The organism is Sulfitobacter sp., assembly GCF_036961165.1.
GTDB lineage: Bacteria > Pseudomonadota > Alphaproteobacteria > Rhodobacterales > Rhodobacteraceae > Sulfitobacter.
Genome location: NZ_JBALVJ010000009.1, coordinates 71807 through 91369, shown reverse-complemented (window position 1 = coordinate 91369; position 19563 = coordinate 71807). Strand labels below are relative to the sequence as shown.

Annotated in this window: 17 protein-coding genes; 7 read left to right on the top strand and 10 right to left on the bottom strand. The window is 54.6% G+C overall.

The features are described 5' to 3' along the window. Window positions 1-829 precede the first annotated feature (829 nt). From V7730_RS06985 to glpD, 9 genes are all read right to left on the bottom strand, one after another. Window positions 830-1975 carry an iron-containing alcohol dehydrogenase gene (locus V7730_RS06985; protein WP_335746878.1) on the bottom strand — a complete coding sequence of 382 codons (1146 nt, stop codon included), beginning with the start codon at window positions 1973-1975 and terminating at the stop codon, window positions 830-832. A gap of 33 nt (window positions 1976-2008) precedes the next feature. Further along, window positions 2009-3496, bottom strand: coding sequence for a glycerol kinase GlpK (gene glpK, locus V7730_RS06980; RefSeq protein WP_335746877.1), 1488 nt, complete (start codon window positions 3494-3496; stop codon window positions 2009-2011). Between the two features lie 74 nt (window positions 3497-3570). Next, complete coding sequence (locus V7730_RS06975) at window positions 3571-5292, bottom strand: ABC transporter substrate-binding protein (protein WP_335746876.1); 1722 nt, start codon at window positions 5290-5292, stop codon at window positions 3571-3573. 67 nt (window positions 5293-5359) lie between these two features. Next, window positions 5360-5632 (bottom strand): DUF2160 domain-containing protein, encoded by a 273-nt coding sequence (locus V7730_RS06970; RefSeq protein ID WP_335746875.1) that lies wholly within the window; start codon window positions 5630-5632, stop codon window positions 5360-5362. Between the two features lie 18 nt (window positions 5633-5650). Then, window positions 5651-6493, bottom strand: a complete 843-nt coding sequence (locus V7730_RS06965) for a carbohydrate ABC transporter permease (protein WP_335746874.1) — start codon at window positions 6491-6493, stop codon at window positions 5651-5653. After that, window positions 6493-7365, bottom strand: coding sequence for a carbohydrate ABC transporter permease (locus V7730_RS06960; RefSeq protein ID WP_335746873.1), 873 nt, complete (start codon window positions 7363-7365; stop codon window positions 6493-6495). The genes V7730_RS06965 and V7730_RS06960 overlap by 1 nt, the downstream gene beginning before the upstream one ends. A gap of 38 nt (window positions 7366-7403) precedes the next feature. After that, window positions 7404-8483: an ABC transporter ATP-binding protein gene (locus V7730_RS06955; protein WP_335746872.1), complete on the bottom strand. Its 1080-nt coding sequence runs from the start codon at window positions 8481-8483 to the stop codon at window positions 7404-7406. Between the two features lie 11 nt (window positions 8484-8494). Beyond that, the gene (locus V7730_RS06950; RefSeq protein ID WP_335746871.1) at window positions 8495-9586 is read right to left on the bottom strand and encodes an ABC transporter ATP-binding protein; all 1092 of its coding nucleotides are present in this window, start codon (window positions 9584-9586) and stop codon (window positions 8495-8497) included. 19 nt (window positions 9587-9605) lie between these two features. Continuing rightward, on the bottom strand, window positions 9606-11195 hold the full coding sequence (gene glpD, locus V7730_RS06945) for a glycerol-3-phosphate dehydrogenase (protein WP_335746870.1): 1590 nt from the start codon (window positions 11193-11195) through the stop codon (window positions 9606-9608). 275 nt (window positions 11196-11470) lie between these two features. Between glpD and V7730_RS06940 the strand changes: the two genes are divergently transcribed. From V7730_RS06940 to V7730_RS06930, 3 genes are all read left to right on the top strand, one after another. After that, window positions 11471-12229 carry a DeoR/GlpR family DNA-binding transcription regulator gene (locus tag V7730_RS06940; protein WP_335746869.1) on the top strand — a complete coding sequence of 253 codons (759 nt, stop codon included), beginning with the start codon at window positions 11471-11473 and terminating at the stop codon, window positions 12227-12229. Between the two features lie 32 nt (window positions 12230-12261). Then, window positions 12262-13128 carry a carbohydrate ABC transporter permease gene (locus V7730_RS06935; protein ID WP_335746868.1) on the top strand — a complete coding sequence of 289 codons (867 nt, stop codon included), beginning with the start codon at window positions 12262-12264 and terminating at the stop codon, window positions 13126-13128. Between the two features lie 218 nt (window positions 13129-13346). Beyond that, window positions 13347-13934 carry a carbohydrate ABC transporter permease gene (locus V7730_RS06930; protein WP_335746867.1) on the top strand — a complete coding sequence of 196 codons (588 nt, stop codon included), beginning with the start codon at window positions 13347-13349 and terminating at the stop codon, window positions 13932-13934. 263 nt (window positions 13935-14197) lie between these two features. Here the strand turns inward: V7730_RS06930 and hydA are convergent, their stop codons facing one another. Next, window positions 14198-15607 carry a dihydropyrimidinase gene (hydA, locus tag V7730_RS06925; RefSeq protein ID WP_335746866.1) on the bottom strand — a complete coding sequence of 470 codons (1410 nt, stop codon included), beginning with the start codon at window positions 15605-15607 and terminating at the stop codon, window positions 14198-14200. Between the two features lie 117 nt (window positions 15608-15724). Here hydA and V7730_RS06920 point away from each other — a divergent pair, with 117 nt between their 5' ends. The 4 genes from V7730_RS06920 (at window position 15725) to V7730_RS06905 (ending at window position 19562) form a co-directional block, all read left to right on the top strand. After that, the gene (locus V7730_RS06920; RefSeq protein ID WP_335746865.1) at window positions 15725-16372 is read left to right on the top strand and encodes a GntR family transcriptional regulator; all 648 of its coding nucleotides are present in this window, start codon (window positions 15725-15727) and stop codon (window positions 16370-16372) included. 102 nt (window positions 16373-16474) lie between these two features. Continuing rightward, entirely contained in the window at window positions 16475-16876 is a 402-nt protein-coding gene (locus V7730_RS06915) for a VOC family protein (protein ID WP_335746864.1), read from the top strand. A gap of 77 nt (window positions 16877-16953) precedes the next feature. Then, window positions 16954-18513, top strand: coding sequence for an ABC transporter substrate-binding protein (locus tag V7730_RS06910; protein ID WP_335746863.1), 1560 nt, complete (start codon window positions 16954-16956; stop codon window positions 18511-18513). An 83-nt stretch (window positions 18514-18596) separates the two neighbouring features. After that, window positions 18597-19562, top strand: coding sequence for an ABC transporter permease (locus tag V7730_RS06905; RefSeq protein ID WP_335746862.1), 966 nt, complete (start codon window positions 18597-18599; stop codon window positions 19560-19562). The last annotated feature ends 1 nt before the right edge of the window (window position 19563 follow it).

Here is a 19563-nt window from a genome sequence, read left to right as displayed (position 1 = left end):
AGATGCATCTTAGCCAAGCCGCAAAACTGTCCTAAAAAGCAGGACCACTTCACAGTATTCACTTTTGAAAGCGGCATTGCGCCGCATTAATAACTGGCAAAAGCTCGAACTGGCCATCCACATAACCAGCAATACCGCCCTGGTCGCATTCAGCAACCCAAGCCTCGATTTCGGCCTTATAGATCGCCAATCGCGATTGGCGATAAATCTAAAATCTAAGTCCCACTGGGCATCGTGGCGATACGCGTTTGGGGCAGCTTCTGCTGGAACGAGCACCTACAATATCGCGATGATGGCTGAGGACGTAAGTATATGGCTTTTGTTTGACCTAATCTCCCGTTGGAAGTGCTTCTTGTTCAATGTTAGCGGAGTTTTTGCGGAAATTAGAAAGGTCTACATGCCAAACACGGTCGCATCGCCCACTATTCTGCTGCCGCAGTATTGGCGGGCACCGAACTGCTACCTGCGCTCGTAGTCTAAGCTGGGTGGTTTGCGCGTCTAGAGGGTCAGTAGAACCATCCTCTAAAGTAGCTGGTGTCAACGACCCGAATGCAAAGGGTCGGATGTCCACAGTACCATCCTTGATGCTGATAAAATGCTGCGCGATGCACGTAAGACAGGTCTGGGGGAGCCGCGCCGCATCGTCGGCTGAACAGGTCGAAGGTAGGTTTGAGCCAGGTGTGGAAATCGCATTGGTATGTCATGACCAAAGCTTCCGATTTATGGATGTCTGGATGCCAGAGCAAGGTCTTAGCACGCAAACTTTTCAAGCAAAGCACGGCAACCTAAGGAAAAGCACGCATCGCCTGAGAAGATCGAATGACCGTTCTTACTTTGCCGCCTGCAAAATCTGCATGAGCTCATTTTCTGACAATGGGAACGGGTTACCTTTCATGGATGAGGCCGTGGCGGCAGCGGCCGCAACTTCTGAATGGTTTTCCGTCAATAGGCCTATTTCATTTAAACCGCGTAGGCCCATTTCGATTGACCACTGACGCAGTCCGGCAAGCCCGGCATTTTTTTGCGCCTGCCCAAAATAAACATCAAAGTGACCCATTACCCAAGTCAGTCGCGCATGTATGTCCGTGCCTTTTTCCGCATGGCGCAGGTGGGATTCAAGAACGGGTGGGAGCAATGCGCCACAGACCTCCCCGTGAGGCGCATTCGTTTTGCCGCCAATCACTCCAGCAAATCCATGAACCGCTCCGAGACCCGCGTTCGCTAAGGTCAATCCTCCACAGGTGCTAACCCATGCCAGAGCATCCCACCCTTCTGGACAATCTTGTTCAACGACATCTCTTAGTGCCCGAACGCCAACAGGAATAGCTGCGAGGCAAAGCGCATCTGTCATCGGGTTTGCCTTCACGGATAGATAAGGTTCAATGACCTGGGTGATCGCATCAAGACCGGCACAAAGCGCAACATGTTTTGGCGCACCTTGCATCAGGTCCGGGTCAACAATGGCCACTTGCGGGATCATACGCGGGTCGCGCAGGCTGACCTTCAGACCTCGTTCCGGAACCGAGATCACCGCATTCTTTGTTACCTCTGCACCAGTGCCCGCGGTGGTTGGAAGGGCGATCATCGGGATCGGTTCGTGCTCTAATAGCCGTCCGGTCCCCACAATCTCCAGATATTCAATGGGGGAGCCATCGCATGGAATAAGCGCCGCAAGGGTCTTTGCAAAGTCCATGACAGACCCGCCACCAACTGCAACAACCACAGAGGGGTGGAAACCACCCAGCTGCACCAAAGCCTGTTCGATAGCTTGCAGGGAGGGTTCGGATTTGCAGCTGATTGTCTTCGTCATCAACCCTGCATCCGCGCAGGATTTCATCAGCCATTGCACCCTGTCTGCGTTTGCGCCGTGAACTAGCAGGGCTGTTTTCCCATATCCTGCGGCTATGGCAGCAGCCTGCTGGCTTTGCCCCCGTCCAAAATGGATGGTTTGCGGACTTGAAAATGAGAACGTCATTTTGTTGCCTTTCGGTGGGGAGATAACTGTGGATCAGAAACCTATTGTCGCGGCGACAGCTCTTTTCCAGCGCGCGTATTTGGTTTGCCGCACAGCATCGTCCATCTGCGGCACAAATTGGGTATCGCGTGCCCAGCCAGCGGCAAACTCAGCCTGAGCGGGGTAAACTCCAGCCTGCATACCCGCAAGCCACGCAACGCCAAGAGCGGTCGTCTCAGGATTCACCGGTCGGTCCACGGGGGCTGCGATAATGTCTGATAAAAACTGCATTGCACAATCATTCGCAGACATGCCGCCATCCACCCGCAATGTGGGCTGCACGCCAGTGGCTTGCCAATCCGAGGACATGGCCTCCAACAAATCCCGCGTCTGATAGCCGACGCTTTCAAGGGCTGCTCTAGCCATCTCTGCAGGGCCAGTTCCACGGGTTAGACCAAATGCGGCGCCCCGGCATTCCGCGTTCCAATAGGGTGCACCAAGGCCGACAAAGGCGGGTACAATGACAACCTCTTGATTTGGGTCTGCTAGTTCAGCCAGCGCTTGGGTCTGTGCTGCATCTCCGATAATTTTCAGGCCATCGCGAAGCCATTGCACAACAGCACCTGCCACGAAAATAGACCCTTCAAGAGCGTAGGTAGGTGTGCCATTCAATTGATAGGCAATGGTCGTCAGCAACCTGTTTTGAGAAACAACTGGTGTCTCTCCTGTGTTCAAAAGTGCAAAGCAGCCGGTGCCATAGGTAGACTTCAACATGCCGGGTTCAAAGCAGGCCTGACCCACGGTTGCGGCCTGTTGATCGCCGGCAACCCCGCATATCGGGATCGGCTGGCCGAATAGATCGGTCTGCGTTTGGCCAAAATCTGCGGCACAATCTTTGACTTCGGGTAGCATCTGCATCGGGATGTCCAGAAGGTTGCAAATAGTCTGGCTCCAGCGTCCTTTGTGGATGTCATACAACATGGTGCGCGCCGCATTTGTGGCGTCTGTTGCATGTACTGCTCCGCCTGTCAGCTTCCAGATGAGAAAGCTATCCACCGTGCCAAACAGCAGTTCGCCTTTCACAGCGCGATCACGTGCGCCGTCAACATGATCCAAAATCCACTTGAGCTTGGTGCTGGAGAAATAGGGATCAATCAACAGGCCTGTGCGGGCGGTAATCATCTGCTCATGTCCTGCGTCGCGCAGGACGTGACAGTGTTCGGCTGTACGTCGGTCTTGCCAGACGATGGCGTTGTAAATGGGCCGACCTGTGGTCTTGTCCCAGACAACAACTGTTTCACGCTGGTTGGTAATGCCAATCGCGGTGATCTGGTCTGCCGTGATAACGGCCTTGGTCATCGCCGCGCGGCAGGTGGATAGGGTCGTCGCCCATAGGTCCTCGGGGTCGTGTTCGACCCAGCCAGATTGCGGGAAATGCTGTGGGAATTCTGTGCCGTCTTGGGCAATCGCAGCCATGGCACTGTCAAAAAGGATTGCGCGTGTTGAGGTCGTGCCCTGATCGATTGCAAGGATATAGGTCATGGTTTCGCCCAATGTGTAAGGGTGTAACAAAAAGGCAGGGGTCCGGGGCCAACATGCGGCCCCGGACCGTTAACTTACTGCCAGGATTTGATCAGCTCATCATACGAGATGGTCACTGGCGTTTCGTCCTCGTTTGCCAGTTTTGCCTTAGGTGAGCCAGGCTGATCGAGCCAGAAAGACGGATCGCTTTCGTCGTTCATAACCGGACCAAGATCGCCCTGAACACCGGCACGCTCCAGACGGATCAGGACTTTTTCCTGATCTGCACAAAGTGCATCGAGTGCTTCCTGAGGTGTCTTCGCACCGGACATTGCGTCGCCGATGTTCTGCCACCACAGCTGAGCCAGCTTTGGATAGTCAGGAACGTTGGTGCCTGTTGGCGACCACTGAACCCGTGCTGGTGAGCGGTAGAATTCGATCAAACCACCCAGCTTTGGTGCACGCTCGGTAAAGCTTTCGTGCTGGATCGTGGATTCACGAATGAATGTCAGACCAACATGGCTTTTCTTTACGTCGACTGTTTTGGACGTCACGAACTGCGCATAAAGCCACGCGGCTTGTGCACGATCAACTGGTGTTGATTCCATCAGCGTCCAGGAACCGGCGTCTTGGTAGCCGATCTTGGTGCCTTCAGTCCAATATGCACCGTGCGGTGAAGGTGCCATACGCCATTTTGGCGTGCCATCTTCGTTCATCACAGGCAGATCAGGCTCTACAGATGCGGCGGTAAACGCGGTGTACCAGAACATCTGCTGTGCGACATTACCCTGTGCAGGAATTGGCCCTGCTTCTGAGAATGTCATACCGGCAGCGGCAGGAGGGGAGTATTTTTCCAGCCATTCGATTGCTTTGGTCACAGCATAAACAGCTGCAGGACCGTTGGTCGCGCCGCCACGGGCAACGCAAGACCCAACTGGTTGTGACTTTTCGTTTACGCGGATGCCCCATTCGTCAACGGGCAGGCCGTTTGGCTCACCTACGTCGCCGGCACCAGCCATGGACAGCCACGCGTCAGTATAGCGCCAACCCAAAGACGGGTCTTTCTTGCCGTAGTCCATGTTGCCAAAGACTTCGCCTTCAACGCCCAAGCGTGACAGGTCACGACCGGTGAAGAATTCCGCTATATCCTCATAGGCGGACCAGTTGACCGGAACGCCGAGATCATAGCCGTACTTCGCTTTGAAGTCCGCTTTGTTCTGCTCGTCGTTGAACCAATCATACCGGAACCAATACAAGTTCGCGAACTGTTGGTCAGGCAATTGGTAGACTTTGCCATCCGGGCCAGTTGTGAACGACAGACCAATGAAATCGGCCAGATCGAGGTTCGGGTTGGTTACGGCAGCGCCTTCGCCAGCCATCCAGTCAGTCAGGTTGCGCGCTTGCTTGTAGCGCCAGTGCGTGCCGATCAGATCGGAGTCGTTGATGTAGGCGTCATAGATGTTTTCGCCGGACTGCATCTGTGTTTGCAGTTTCTCAACAACATCGCCTTCACCGATCAGATCATGCGTGACCTTGATACCTGTAATGGCTTCGAACGCCGGAGCCAACACTGTGGACTCGTACGTGTGCGTGCCGATTGTCTCGGAAACAACGTTGATCGACATGCCTTCGTACGGTTTGGCCGCATCGACAAAAAACTGAAGCTCGGATTCTTGATCAGCGCGGGACAGCGTCGAAAGTTCCCCGATTTCGCTATCAAGGAATGCCTTGGCGGCCTCCATATCAGCGAACGCAGGCGCGGCAAGCATGCAAGCAGCAAGGCCTATCGCGGTGGTTCCTCTAAGTCGCAAGTTCATGTTTGTTCCTCCCAAAAATTGAACAGTAATTGCAGTCCGGTTCTTGCGTGCCGGATTACAAACTCGATTAGACCCAGCGGAAGACCGCTATGGTGTAAAGGAGACAGACGATCAGCGCGCCCCACTGGGGAGCACTAAGTAGTCCAAGCCAAGCCAGATTAATAAAGGCTGAGCCCAATAGCGTGATGAACAATCTGTCACCACGGGTCGTTTCGATCCGGAGAACACCAACGCGGGGCACCTCGGGAAATTTGATTGCAAGCACCGTGAAGGTAACCAAAGTCGCTGCAATAATGCCGAAGAAAAGGGCGGTCGGCCAAGTCCATGCCATCCATTCCATTGTGGTTTCTCCTATTGGTTAAACACGACCCAGGGCGAAGCCCTTGGCGATGTAGTTGCGGACAAAATAGATCACCAATGCACCCGGCACGATCGTCAGAACTCCGGCCGCAGCCAGTACGCCCCAATCGATACCGGCGGCACCCACAGTGCGTGTCATGGTGGCGGCAATAGGTTTGGCGTTCACCGATGTCAGCGTGCGGCTGAGTAACAGTTCGACCCAGCTGAACATGAACAAGAAGAACGCGGTCACGCCGATGCCAGAGGCCACAAGTGGCGTGAAAATCTTGATGAAAAAGCGCGGGAACGAATAGCCGTCGATATAGGCAGTCTCGTCGATCTCTTTGGGGACGCCGCGCATGAACCCTTCCAGGATCCAGACCGCCAGCGGCACGTTAAACAGGCAATGCGCCAAGGCCACAGCGATATGCGTGTCGAACAAGCCAACCGAGCTATAAAGCTGAAAGAAGGGCAGGGCGAATACCGCCGGTGGGGCCATCCGGTTGGTGAGCAACCAGAAGAACAGGTGCTTGTCCCCCATAAAGCTGTAGCGGCTAAACGCATAAGCCGCAGGCAGTGCCACAGCGAGCGAGATCACCATGTTCATGACCACATAGGCCATCGAGTTCAGATACCCTGTGTACCACGACGCATCTGTCAGGATTGTCACATAGTTGTCGAATGTCAGATCGCGCGGCCACAGGGTAAAGCTGTTCAGAATCTCGGTGTTTGATTTGAGGCTCATGTTCAGGAGCCAATAGATCGGCAGCAGCAAGAACAGCAGGTAAATCCCCATGACAATCGCGCTGCCCTTAACCTTGGGCGTGCGGCGACGTGGTGCGTTTATGGTCATGTCAGACATCAGTGGCCATCCCGTTTATCAAGGTTCGTCATCACGGTGTAAAAGACATAAGAGATGAGCAAAATTACGAGGTAATACATGATCGAGAAGGCAGCAGCAGGGCCAAGGTCAAACTGTCCAAGCGCCATCTTGACCAGATCAATCGACAGGAATGTGGTCGAATTTCCGGGGCCACCACCTGTCACCACGAACGGCTCGGTGTAGATCATGAAGCTGTCCATAAACCGAAGCAGGATAGCGATCATCAATACGCCTATGATCTTGGGCAGCTCGATGAAGCGGAACACGTTCCAGCGGCTGGCTTGGTCGATTTTCGCAGCTTGGTAATAGGCGTCCGGAATGGACTGCAAACCAGCATAAGCAAGCAGGGCAACCAACGATGTCCAATGCCAGACATCCATCACAATGACTGTCGCCCAAGCGGCATAGAAGTCTTGGGTATAGTTGTAATCAATCCCCAAAGCAGCAAGCGTATAGCCTAGTAAGCCGATATCGACGCGGCCGAAAATCTGCCAGATGGTGCCAACGACGTTCCAAGGGATCAGCAGCGGCAGTGACATCAGGATCAAGCAGAACGATGCCCAGAACCCCTTTTTCGGCATGTTAAGTGCCACAAAGATGCCAAGCGGAATTTCAATGGCCAGAATGATCAGCGAAAATGCAATCTGGCGGCCAAGCGCATCCCACATCCGCTCTGATCCCATCATCTCGCGGAACCACTCAAGACCGGCCCAGAAGAACTGGTTCTTCCCGAATGTGTCTTGGACTGAGTAGTTTACGACCGTCATAAGCGGGATGACTGCAGAAAACGCGACAAGCAGCAGCACAGGGAGGATTAGGAACCATGCCTTTTGATTGACTGTCTTATTCATGACAATGTCCTTGCGAATATCTGTGGTGTTGCATCATGTCACGCCGCCTGCGGCGCAACGCGCCAGCTGTTGGAATAGACGTTCACGCCTGCTGTATCGAAGACCACACGGTTCATGTCAGGCGAGATGTTTTCGCCTTCACCAACCAGCACGTTGATCGGTGTTCCTTGATAATCAGCACGCACGATTTTGTGGCGGCCCACATCTTCAACCCGTTTGATTGTCACCGGCAGACCAGTGTCGCTAGCGCTGAGCGATGTGAACTCTGGCCGTACACCCAGTTCAACCTTACCCTTCGGGCTGCCGAAACCTGCACCCAAGGCGACCTGAGTGCCGCCAATGATGGCGGTGTTGCCCTGCACCTCTGCGTCCAAAACGTTCATCCCCGGGGAGCCGATGAAGTAGCCCACAAACGTGTGGGCGGGTTTCTCGAACAGCTCTTGTGGGGTGCCCATTTGCACCACGCGGCCATCATACATAACCACAACCTTATCCGCGAAAGTCAGCGCCTCGGTCTGGTCGTGGGTCACATAGATCATCGTATGGCCGAATTGATGGTGCAGGGATTTAAGCTGGGTGCGCAGTTCCCACTTCATGTGCGGGTCGATCACCGTCAGCGGCTCATCAAACAGCAGCGCGTTTACATCTTCGCGCACCATGCCCCGACCAAGCGAGATCTTCTGCTTGGCATCCGCCGTCAGCCCGCGGGCCTTGCGGTTTAGCGTGTCTTCCATCCCGATCATAGCCGCAATCTGCTGCACACGTTCTTTGATATACGCAGGATCAGCGCCGCGGTTGCGCAGGGGGAACGCCAGATTTTCGCGAACAGTCATCGTGTCATAGACAACGGGAAACTGAAAAACCTGTGCGATATTGCGCTCGGTTGTTGGCGCCATCGTGACGTCTTTGTCGTTGAACAGGATGCGGCCCTGGCTTGGATGCAGCAGGCCCGAAATGATATTGAGCAGCGTGGATTTCCCGCAACCAGACGCGCCAAGCAAGGCATACGCCTCACCATCGACCCAATCGTGGTTCAGCTCTTTGAGCGCAAAGTCGTCTTCGCTTTCGGGGCTGGGCAGGTATGAATGCGCCAGATTGTCGAGGGTAATTTTTGCCATCTTGTTATCCCTCAGGCTGCTGTTGAGTATGATGCAGGGGCGACAGAAGTGCCGTCTTGCGCGAAAATGTAGACGTGGCTTTGGTCCAGATAGACGTTCAAATCAGCGCCGATGGCCAAATTCTTGACCCCGTGGACAAGCCCCACCCAGTTTTCGCCGTGGTGGTCGATGTGTACGAACGTCTCAGAGCCAGTAATCTCGGTCACCATCAATTTGCCTGTGAAAGACAGCGCATTGGCGGCCTCCTTCTCAAGCTTCAGGTGGTTCGGGCGGAACCCTGCGATATAGCTGCCGTCAGCCAGACCTGCAAAGGCACCCGACGCGGTAGTGAGCGATTGGCCATCTCCAAAATCAAGGTCGCTGCCTGTCTTTTGAACCTTTATGAAATTCATGGGCGGGTCAGAGAAAACCCGCGCGGTTTTTGCATTAACGGGCTGGCGGTAAACAATTGGCGTTTTGTCGAATTGGGTGATCCTGCCTTCCCAAATCGTGGCCGTGTTGCCCCCCAGCAAAAGCGCTTCTTCCGGCTCGGTGGTGGCATAGACAAAAATGGAGCCGGCTTCTTCGAATATCTTCGGTATCTCGGCGCGTAATTCTTCGCGCAATTTGTAGTCGAGGTTGGCCAACGGCTCATCTAGCAGCACAAGACCCGCATCTTTGACAAGGGCACGTGCAAGCGCACATCGTTGCTGCTGCCCGCCCGAAAGCTCCAGCGGTTTACGATCAAGATAAGGCGACAATTGCATAAGATCGGCAGTCTTTCTGACGGCCTTGTCGATCTGGTCTGCGGATTGTTTCAACAGACGCATCGGGCTTGCGATATTGTCGTAAACAGTCATAGACGGGTAGTTAATGAATTGCTGGTAAACCATCGCAACGCCACGGTCTTGCACACGCATACCTGTCACGTCAGTACCGTTCCAGATGACCTTGCCGGTATCGGGGAAATCCAGACCCGCCATCAGGCGCATCAGCGACGTCTTACCCGAAGACGTTGGCCCCAGCAGCACGTTCATGGTGCCGCTTTGCAGGGTCAGGTCGGTGGGATGGATGTGCGTCTGGCCATTCATGACCTTTGACACACCCTCAAGAATTAGTGACATTTCGCTCTCCCTTCGCAGTTCACACTGCGCGCTGCTTTGACAGCTTGGCGGCTAGCCATGCGTCAAGCTCTTCGATTTCTTGTTTTGTCAGCCGAAGACCAAGCTTGGACCGGCGCCAAACGATGTCTTCTGCAGTATGCGCGAATTCATTCTCAACGAGCCATTCAACCTCACGCGCGGTCAAATGAGCTCCGAAATCTTGACCTAGGTCTTGCGCCGTTTTTGCATCACCCAAAACAAGGAACGCATCCGTCCCATAGGCCTTGACCAGTCGGTCCACCCACCGCGCGGTCAGAAAAGGATACTGCTCACTCAACTTTGCCTTCAGGGCGGGAACTCCGTCAACGGGAAAGTCACCGCCAGACAAAGGCACGCCAGCTGTCCACGGCTTATCAGCCCCTTCAAAGAACGGGGCGATTTTTTCGAGCGCTGTTTCGGCAAGGCGACGGTACGTTGTGATCTTGCCGCCAAAGACATTCAAGATGGGCGCACCGCTGGATTGATCCACTTTTAGAACATAGTCGCGTGTCGCGGCCGTCGCGGAGCTTGCCCCATCATTATAAAGCGGACGCACGCCAGAATAGGCCCAGACGACGTCGTCATCCGAAACGTCCTGCTTCAGATAATCTGATGCGAATTTGAGCAGGTAGGTCTGTTCTGCGGGCGTGCAAACCGGCGTTTCGGTTGGGTTCGGGTGGTCTGCGTCGGTGGTGCCAATCAGGGTAAAGTCGGTCTCGTAGGGGATTGTAAAAATGATCCGCCCGTCCGAGCCTTGGAAAAAATAGCATTTGTCATGGTCATACAGTTTGCGGGTCACGATGTGGCTGCCGCGCACAAGACGCACGCCTTCGGTCGTATTGATACGCACTGTGTTGCGGATGATTTCCTCAACCCACGGACCACCGGCGTTGACCAGCATTCGGGCGCGAACCTCACGCTGCTGGCCGTCCTGCGATTGTAGCGTGACGTGCCAGACGCCGTCGATTTGCTGGGCAGAGATGACTTTGGTGCGCACATTGATCCGTGCGCCCCGCGCTTCGGCGTCACGTGCGTTCAGGACGACCAAGCGGCTGTCCTCGATCCAGCAATCAGAATATTCAAAAGCTTTCTGAAAGCGACCCTCAAGCGGCGCGCCCTCGGGCGTGCCAGCCAAATTCAGGGACGTAGTCCCTTTGAGAATTTTGCGCCCGCCCAGATTATCATAAAGGAACAAGCCAAAGCGAATGAGCCACGCAGGGCGGCGACCTTTCATCCAAGGCATAACGACGTTCAGCAGTTTAGAGGTGGGTGTATCACCCTCGAACCGCATGTCCTTGTGGTAGGGGAGGACAAAACGCATCGGCCATGAAATATGCGGCATCGCCCGCAACAGTGTTTCACGCTCGATCAACGCCTCGCGGACAAGACGTATTTCCCAATACTCGAGATAGCGCAGTCCACCATGAAAAAGCTTGGTCGAAGCAGATGAAGTTGCTGAGGCCAGATCGTTCATCTCGGCCAACTCGACGGACAGACCGCGACCAGCTGCATCACGGGCTATGCCGCATCCGTTAATACCGCCGCCGATGACAAACAGATCAACGATGTCGTGATGTTCGACCTGTTTCAAAGTAGCCTCCCAAGCGCTGAATTACGCAATTGCCTCCCAGCAATTACCATGGCGCAACTGAACACCAAGGGACTTCAATAATCAATAACGAATGTTCGCTTCTGTTCGTATTTACGCAGCAATATGAATATGTGCGCTTTTTTACTCCGGTAGGCGTTCGTTTTGTGGGACTATGCAGGTCGCACCCTTGACGCAAGGACATGTCCTCTGATTGTTTACAGCGAATCCGTATCGCGAACGCCTCGTTCTCTTTTTACGGCATCAAAGGAAGAATCATGGTCGCGAACTTCAGGCAACAAGAGATACTCGAAATTGCCCGAAAGGAGGGAAAGGTCACGGTAGATGGTTTGGCCGCGCGATATGACGTGACCGTACAAACCATCCGGCGCGACTTGTCTGATCTGGCCGAGAGCGGGCGACTGGACCGAGTTCATGGCGGTGCAGTGGTACCGTCGGGTGTTGTGAATATCGTCTACGAAGAACGCCGCCGCCTGAATGAGGCTGGTAAGAAAGCGATTGCTGTCAAATGCGCACAAGCGATCCCTGACGGGGCGTCTGTGTTTATGAACATCGGGACAACGACCGAAGCCGTCGCCCGCGAGTTGCTTGACCACGATAACCTGCTGGTTGTGACCAATAACCTCAATATCGCAAACATACTGGCCGCCAATCATAGTTGTGAGATCATTTTGGCCGGCGGCGTATTGCGGCGCTCGGACGGGGGCATCGTTGGTGGGCTGACCGTTGAAATGGTCAAGCAATTCAAGTTCGATTATTCAGTGTTGGGTTGTTCCGCGATTGATGCGGATGGCGATTTGCTGGATTTTGATGGCCAAGAAGTCATGGTTAGCCACACGGCGATCAGCCGGTCGCGAAAAGTAATGGTTGTCGCTGACCAGCTAAAGTTTACCCGTAAGGCACCCCTGACGATTTGTTCTCTGGCCGAGGTCAAAGTGTTGTTTACGGATTGCAAACTGTCCGAACAACTCTTGGAGAATTGCGCCGCTTGGGGAACAGATATCGTAACTGTCTGAGCGTCGGGCAAGGTGTATTCGGGAACGGTGACATGAAATATCGCGACAACACCGGCTGGCTCTTTGCGCTCCCCGCAACGCTGGTTCTTGGACTGGTCGGACTGATCCCGTTGATCACAGTCGTTAACTATTCATTCTTTGAAATCTTCATTCTGGATACACGGTTCTGGATTGGAACCGAATGGTATGCCGAGATCATAGGTTTCGACCGTTTCTGGGCCAGTTTAGGACGCAGCACATCGTTTTCCGTGCTGATCTTGTCCATCCAGATCCCGCTTGGCATTGCAATTTCTCTCTGCATTCCAAGGGGTAGAGTTTGGGTCGGTCTGACGCTTGCCGTTATTGCGCTTCCGTTGTTGGTGCCGTGGAATATTATTCCGTCACTATGGCTCAGCCTGCTTGACCCGGACACCGGCATTCTAGGGCGGATCATCCCGCATGTTGGTTGGCCCGCAGATTGGAAACTATCGGCGCCCCTGACATGGCTGGTTTTAGTTGCGATGGACACTTGGCACTGGACCAGCCTTGTCGTCATCTTGTGCTATAGCGCGCTGACCACCATTCCGGCGTCCTACTGCCAAGCGGCCGCAATTGACGGGGCAGGGCCGTGGCAGGTGTTTCGCTTTATCCAGCTTCCCAAACTGTACCACGTCTTGCTAATGGCCATCCTGTTGCGCTTCATGGATTCACTGATGATCTACACAGAAGCTTTCCCGATTAATGCAGGGGGCCCGAATGGTGCGTCGATGTTCCTCGCTGTTGATCTGGGTGAGGAAATCAAAGCATTCAAATACGGCCCCTCCGCCGCGCGGTCCGTCCTATATTCCCTGATCATCGTTACCGTGGCGTGGACGTTCAGCAAAGCCCGCAGCAAGCTTGACCCCGAGAGTGCAGCGTGAACCGTATTGCCAGATCCCTTCCGGTGATAAAGAGCGTCTTCTTGTTTGGCTTCATCTGCTTTGCCTGTTTACCACTGGTGCAAATGACGATGATAAGCTTCATTGCAACATTACCCACATCAGATGTGTCGGTTGGCAGCCTGACGTTCAGCAACTACGCGGGCATTTGGCAAGACCCGAACCTGCGTGCAGCATTCGGCAATTCCATTGCCTATGTCGTGATCAACATCCTCATCACCATACCGGTGGCAATTCCGGCTGCCTATGCCTTTTCACGCATGTCCTTCTTGGGCGACAAACATCTGTTTCTTGCCTTCATTGCCTTCCGGATTACACCGCCTGTTGTTCTCACATTGCCAATCTTTCAGTTGTTTTCAAATCTTGGAATCGTGAATTCGGTTTTTGGAATTGCACTGGGCCACTGCCTGTTCAATCTTCCAATCTCGATCTGGATTTTGCAGGGTTTCATTTCAGCAGTTCCAAAAGAGATGGATGAAACCGCATTTCTGGACGGCTATTCACGTCCACAATTCATATGGAAGTTCTTGCTGCCTCAAATTTCTTCTGGTGTCGCCGTTACAGCCTTTTTCTGCTTCATGTTCTCGTGGGTTGAAGTTGTTTTTGCGCGCATTCTGACCACCACTAACGGAAAGCCCATCAGTATGGCGATCAACGCATTGTTTGGTTTCCGGACCGATATTGGACTGGTGATGGCAGTGACGGTCGCATCCATGTTGCCAGGGGCAGTGTTGCTGTTTGCGATGCGCAATCATCTTTCGCGAGGCTTCAAGATAGGCCGTATCTAGGGCCGAAGACACAACGAATGCCCCATCTGTGGAAGTTGGTCCGCAGCTTCGCCACCTCATGTCTAGTTCCGCAATAGAGCTGTTCTCGTCAGAAGACTGTGCGCGTGGGTCTGTGTGTTGCCAACCCGTTTACGATCTTTCGTTGGCCCGCTCCGGGGGAGTAAGCTCTTTGCGAACGCTATTGCCCAGACCAACGTGAATGTGGACGTTGGTTCCTTGTGCGTACGTTCAGGCCTCGCAATCAGTTTTAGGCAGCAGCCGCACTATTCTTGCGCCGCAAAGGTTGGTGGCTTCATTGTTTGCCATACGCCGTCTCCTGCCAGCCCTGTAAGGGCGCGGTCATGCAATATGATGCGACCACGAGAGAGAACGCTGACAGGCATACCGCGCACAGTGGTTCCCTCAAACGGGTTGTAGCCGACGTTATCGTGCAGATCGTTCGCGCCATAGGTATACGAGAGATCAGGATTCCAGAGGGTGATGTCCGCGTCATAGCCTTCGGCAATGCGTCCTTTGCGCACCAGCCCGAAGGCTTCGGCAGGAGCATTGGCTGTGAGATGGGCGAAGGCGTCCAGACCCATGCGCCCTTCACTTACCATCGCGTTGAACATCAGCGGCAGGCGCGTCTCCAGCCCCGGCATGCCGTTGGCGATCTTGTTGAAAGGCGCATCTGTTCCGTTGGCAAACTTGCCTGTTTCATCCATGCGGTAGGGCGCGTGATCGGATGTTACCAGACCAATGGTGCCGTCAGAAATAGCGTCCCATAGGGCGTCTTGGTCATCACGTGTGCGTTGCGGTGGGGAGCACATGAAACGGGCAGGGTTGTCCTGCTCCAGAATATCCTCTGTCATGAACAGGTAATGCGGACACGTTTCGGCCTCCACCTGCACGCCGCGCTTCTTGGCGGCGCGGACAATTTCGGCGCCTTCGCGGGTCGAGACGTGGAAGATCATGATGCGCGCATCGGTGAATTCGGCAAAGCGGCACATTCGGTCGATGGCCTCAATCTCGGCCATGCGTGGATGGGACACGGCGTGATATTTTGGCGCGGTCTTGCCTTCGGCCAGCAGCCTCTCGGTCATGTGACGGATCAACCCGTCGTTTTCGGCGTGAAAACAAACCAGCGCGCCGTCACGTTTCGCCACCGTGAGTATATCGAGGATCGACTTGTCGTCTTGCCGCACTTTGTCATAGGTCGTGAAGATTTTGATCGATCGATGGCCCTCAGCGATCATGGCAGGAATATCATCGTCAAGATTACCATGCGCGGTTTCTGCGACAATCATGTGAAACGCATAGTCGATCAGTGATCCCTTACGGGCCAGCGCGGCATAATCTTCGACAACGCGGGCGATCCTGTTGCCGGGATGCTGCGCGGCAAATGATACAACTGTGGTGGTGCCGCCCATCACAGCGGAGCGTGTGGCGGTTTCAAATGTATCGGCATTCAGCAAGCCTGCGCCAGAAACCTGTTCGATATGGCAGTGCGTATCAACGCCGCCAGGCAGGGCAATCAAACCGCTTGCATCAATCTGCACGGGGGCGCTGCCGGGCAGGTCGGTTCCGATGGCCGTAACGACACCAGCGCGGATGCCGATGTCTGTTATGCCTGTGCCGCCCGAATGCACCACAGTTGCGCCGCGAATGAGTGTATCGAAATCTGAGTCTTTCATGTGGTGCCCGCCATTTGAATTTCGTATATTGAAATACCGAGTGTATACCAAAATTTACAGCTTGGAAGATACCGCGTGCACGAGACCTCTGGGTTGAGTGAGATCAGGAGGGATGGCATGGCCGACACTGCACAAACTTTGGGCACTTCAACGTTCGAGCGGATGAAGGCGATGATCCTTGACGGGACGCTAGAGCCTGGCGCGCTGCTGCGGGAAAAAAGCTTTGCGGATCGGTTGGGCGTGTCGCGCACTCCGGTGCGGGAGGCGATCAGCCAATTGATCAGTGGGGGGTTCGCCACGCGGACGCCCTCAGGGACGCCTGTAGTAAACAGTATCTCTCTAACTGATATCATGGAGATCCTGCACGTACGCAGTCTTTTGGAATGTGAGGCGGCGCGTAAAGCCGCGCTGAGTAACAGTGTTTCTGATGATTTACTGGAGTTAAGGGCGCGTATTGTAGCGTTTTTAGATGGGCCGCGCCCTGATTCAGAGGCGCATTATGCACTGGATGCGCAACTGCATCTTGCGATTGCGCGCAGGGCCGGCTCGCGGTTGCTGGCCGAATTGATCGAGGGATTGAAGGTCAAGACACGTATGTATGATCAGGGATCAATCCCCGACCGGTTCGTGCCGGGGTGTCATGAGCACCTTGCGATCATCGACGCAATAACCGGCGGCGAATCCGAGAATGCGGCTGAGGCAATGAGGCTGCATCTCAAAAAAGTTCGTGAATCGATCATATCGCACATAAACCACCCATTCTGATCGAACGGGGAGGCGAGGGCCGCGATTTCTCGTGACAGATGTTGACTCGGTGTTTTTCTTGTATACCGTCGGCATACTAAATCGAGAGAACGGTAAACCCGCATGCCAAAGCAGACACCTCAACGACCCACGGACGGCATCGTCCTGACCATTACATTCCAGTATTATCGCGACCTTCCTACAGCGATGGCGTTCTACGAGGACGTGCTGGGGTTCGAGTTGGCCATCGATCAGGGGTGGTCAAGGATCTACCGGATCGACGGTCAGGCGCATGTGGGTTTGGTAGATGAAACGCGCGGAATGCAAAACTGGGCTGAGGATAAGACGGTGCAGATCTGTCTGCGCGTACCGGATGTGGATGCTTGGTATGCGTGGGCGCAGTCGCAAAATGTCCCCGGCATGACCGAACTGCGCGACAGCGAAGAACTGGGCATTCGCGCCTTCGCCATGAACGATCCCGAAGGATACCAGATCGAGGTGCAGACCGCCAAACCGGGCCACTGATGATCGAAAGATAACCAAGAGGGGCGGCACACCGCCTCCGACGACCTCATGCGAAAGCGACCAACAAAGGAGATACCATGAAATATCTGTCTCAAAATGCGTGGCGCATTAGCGCGCTGGGTGCGGCTTTTGTCGTCGCCGGCGCGAGTGCGACCCTTGCGCAAGAAAAGTCGGTGACGATCGGGCTGACGTCCGACCCGAGCCACCTCTATCCGCTCGCCGGTGAGGAGCTTTCTTCGAACATCATGTACTACCATCTGTACGATCCGCTGGTCTCACGCAGTCCGGAGCTGGAATTCGGCCCGGGACTGGCCGAAAGCTGGGAAAACGTTGATGAAATGACATGGCGCTTCAAGCTGCGCGAAGGTGTCACCTTCCATAACGGTAACGCGTTCACGGCCGCAGATGTTGTGTATACAGTAGAAAAGGCGCGCGCCTCGATCCGTCCTGATCTGGTTGCGAACATCGCTTCGGTGACGGTTGTTGACGACCTGACGGTCGAGATCACAACGCCAAAGCCCTATGCCGTGCTGCCCAACGATCTGGCAGAGTTGCTGATCCTCGATGAGGAATACACGACGCAGACAGGCGATGAGCAGATGGACCTCAAGCCGATGGGCACGGGCCCCTACATGCTTGAAGAATGGATCAAGGAAGAGAAATTGGTTCTGACTGCCTTCGGCGACTACTGGGGCGGCAAACCTGCGATCCAGACTGTCACGTTCCGGCCAATTACCAATCCCGCAACGCGTACAGCGGCGCTTTTGACGGGCGAAGTGGATGTCATTCAGGATCTCGCGGTGCGCGATGTGGACCGTGTGAAATCCGAAGACGGGTTTCAGGTCATTACGCGACCCAGCCTGCTGAACGTGGTTCTGGCGATGGACACGCGCGAGCAATCGCCAACCATCGAAGGCAAGAACCCGATGACGGACCAGCGGGTACGCGAAGCAATCGCCCGTGCCATCGATATGGACGCGATCAACAAGATCGTCATGAACGGGCTTGCCTCCCCATCGGCGCAGTTTGTGCCTGCAGCACATTTGGGTTTCGTCGATGGTATGGATTTCCGCAAGATGTATCCGGTGGATGCCGAGAAGTCGAAGGCGCTGCTGGCGGAAGCGGGTTACCCCGACGGGTTCACGATGACACTGGACGCGACCAACAACCGTTATGTCAACGATGCGCAGATTGCGCAGGCGCTGGCATCAATGCTGGCCAAGATAAACGTCAACCTTAAGCTCAACATCATGCCCAAGTCGAACTTCTGGGGCTACATCCGTGTACCCACTGAAAATTCCAGCTTCATCATGAGCGGTTGGGACGTGCCGTCGGGCGATGCCGGTTCAATGTACGGCGCGCTATTCTATACCCGTGACAAGAAAGAAGGGTACGGTCAGGTCAATCGTGGTTCTTATTCCAACGCGGAGCTGGACGCGTGGATCGATAAGGCAGATTCGACGCCCGATATCAAAAAGCGCGACGAATACCTTCAGGAAGCTACCAAGATCCTGATGGCGGATATCCCGATGATCCCGATGCATTATGAGCAGGACGTCTATGCTGCGCGTAAAGGCATTTCGCTGACACCGCGCGTCGATAAATTCATCTCTGCTTTTGAGATGGACGTCGACTAACCACGCGCTCTTTCGGCCCCGACGGTGCAATCTGCCGCCGGGGCCGTTTTGATTTTTCTCTAGCGAAAGACGGCCCCGTTCCGATGTTTGGATACCTTCTCAAACGCCTGATACAGATGCTGCTCGTCCTGTGGGTCGTCTCTATTGTGGTTTTCATGATGATGAGCTTCACCGGCGACCCGGTGTTCATGATCGTGCCGATTGATGCGACGGATTCCGAAATTGTGCAGGCGCGTCGTATCCTCGGGCTCGACCAGTCATTAATCGTGCAATACTGGAAATTCCTCACGAGCCTGCTGCAGGGTGATTTCGGGCGCTCATATGTGTTCCGCCAGCCTGCGATGACGCTGATCCTTGAGCGGTTGCCCGCAACTGTTGAAATGGTTCTGGTGGCGATGGTTCTTGCAATTGTTGTTGCGATCCCGCTGGGCGTCTATGCGGGGGCGAACCCGAACGGTCGGCTAAGCCGGACGATCATGGCTGGATCGTTACTTGGCATTTCATTGCCCGGTTTCTGGGTGGGCATGGTTCTGATCTATCTGTTCGCAGTAAACTGGGGGATTTTCCCGTCCTCAGGGCGCGGGGATACGGCCGAAGTGTTCGGCCTGCGGCTTAGCCTTGTGACGTGGGATGGCTGGCATCACATCATTTTACCTGCGGTGACCTTGTCGCTTGGAACGATGGCGATCCTGCTGCGTATGACGCGCGCTGGCATGATGGAGGTCAGCCGTCAGGATTACATGAAATTTGCCCGCGCCAAGGGTGCCACACGGCGCGACGTACTTTACAAACACGGTCTGAAAAATGCGCTGATCCCGGTGGTCACGATATTCGGCCTGCAACTGGGCGACCTGATCGCTTTTGCCACCATCACCGAAACGATCTTTTCCTGGCCCGGCATGGGCAAGCTGCTGATCGATTCAATTTACCGTGCCGACCGGCCCGTGATCGTCGTCTATCTGATGTTGGTCGCGGTGATCTTTGTTGTCATCAATTTTCTGGTCGATCTCGTCTATACGCTGATCGATCCGCGCATCACGCTGAAATGAG

Coding starts and splice junctions, on each gene's coding strand:
- V7730_RS06985 (WP_335746878.1), bottom strand. CDS start 1,975: ATGACGTTCTCATTTTCAAGTCCGCAAACCATCCATTTTGGACGGGGG.
- glpK (WP_335746877.1), bottom strand. CDS start 3,496: ATGACCTATATCCTTGCAATCGATCAGGGCACGACCTCAACACGCGCA.
- V7730_RS06975 (WP_335746876.1), bottom strand. CDS start 5,292: ATGAACTTGCGACTTAGAGGAACCACCGCGATAGGCCTTGCTGCTTGC.
- V7730_RS06970 (WP_335746875.1), bottom strand. CDS start 5,632: ATGGAATGGATGGCATGGACTTGGCCGACCGCCCTTTTCTTCGGCATT.
- V7730_RS06965 (WP_335746874.1), bottom strand. CDS start 6,493: ATGTCTGACATGACCATAAACGCACCACGTCGCCGCACGCCCAAGGTT.
- V7730_RS06960 (WP_335746873.1), bottom strand. CDS start 7,365: ATGAATAAGACAGTCAATCAAAAGGCATGGTTCCTAATCCTCCCTGTG.
- V7730_RS06955 (WP_335746872.1), bottom strand. CDS start 8,483: ATGGCAAAAATTACCCTCGACAATCTGGCGCATTCATACCTGCCCAGC.
- V7730_RS06950 (WP_335746871.1), bottom strand. CDS start 9,586: ATGTCACTAATTCTTGAGGGTGTGTCAAAGGTCATGAATGGCCAGACG.
- V7730_RS06940 (WP_335746869.1), top strand. CDS start 11,471: ATGGTCGCGAACTTCAGGCAACAAGAGATACTCGAAATTGCCCGAAAG.
- V7730_RS06935 (WP_335746868.1), top strand. CDS start 12,262: ATGAAATATCGCGACAACACCGGCTGGCTCTTTGCGCTCCCCGCAACG.
- hydA (WP_335746866.1), bottom strand. CDS start 15,607: ATGAAAGACTCAGATTTCGATACACTCATTCGCGGCGCAACTGTGGTG.
- V7730_RS06920 (WP_335746865.1), top strand. CDS start 15,725: ATGGCCGACACTGCACAAACTTTGGGCACTTCAACGTTCGAGCGGATG.
- V7730_RS06915 (WP_335746864.1), top strand. CDS start 16,475: ATGCCAAAGCAGACACCTCAACGACCCACGGACGGCATCGTCCTGACC.
- V7730_RS06910 (WP_335746863.1), top strand. CDS start 16,954: ATGAAATATCTGTCTCAAAATGCGTGGCGCATTAGCGCGCTGGGTGCG.
- V7730_RS06905 (WP_335746862.1), top strand. CDS start 18,597: ATGTTTGGATACCTTCTCAAACGCCTGATACAGATGCTGCTCGTCCTG.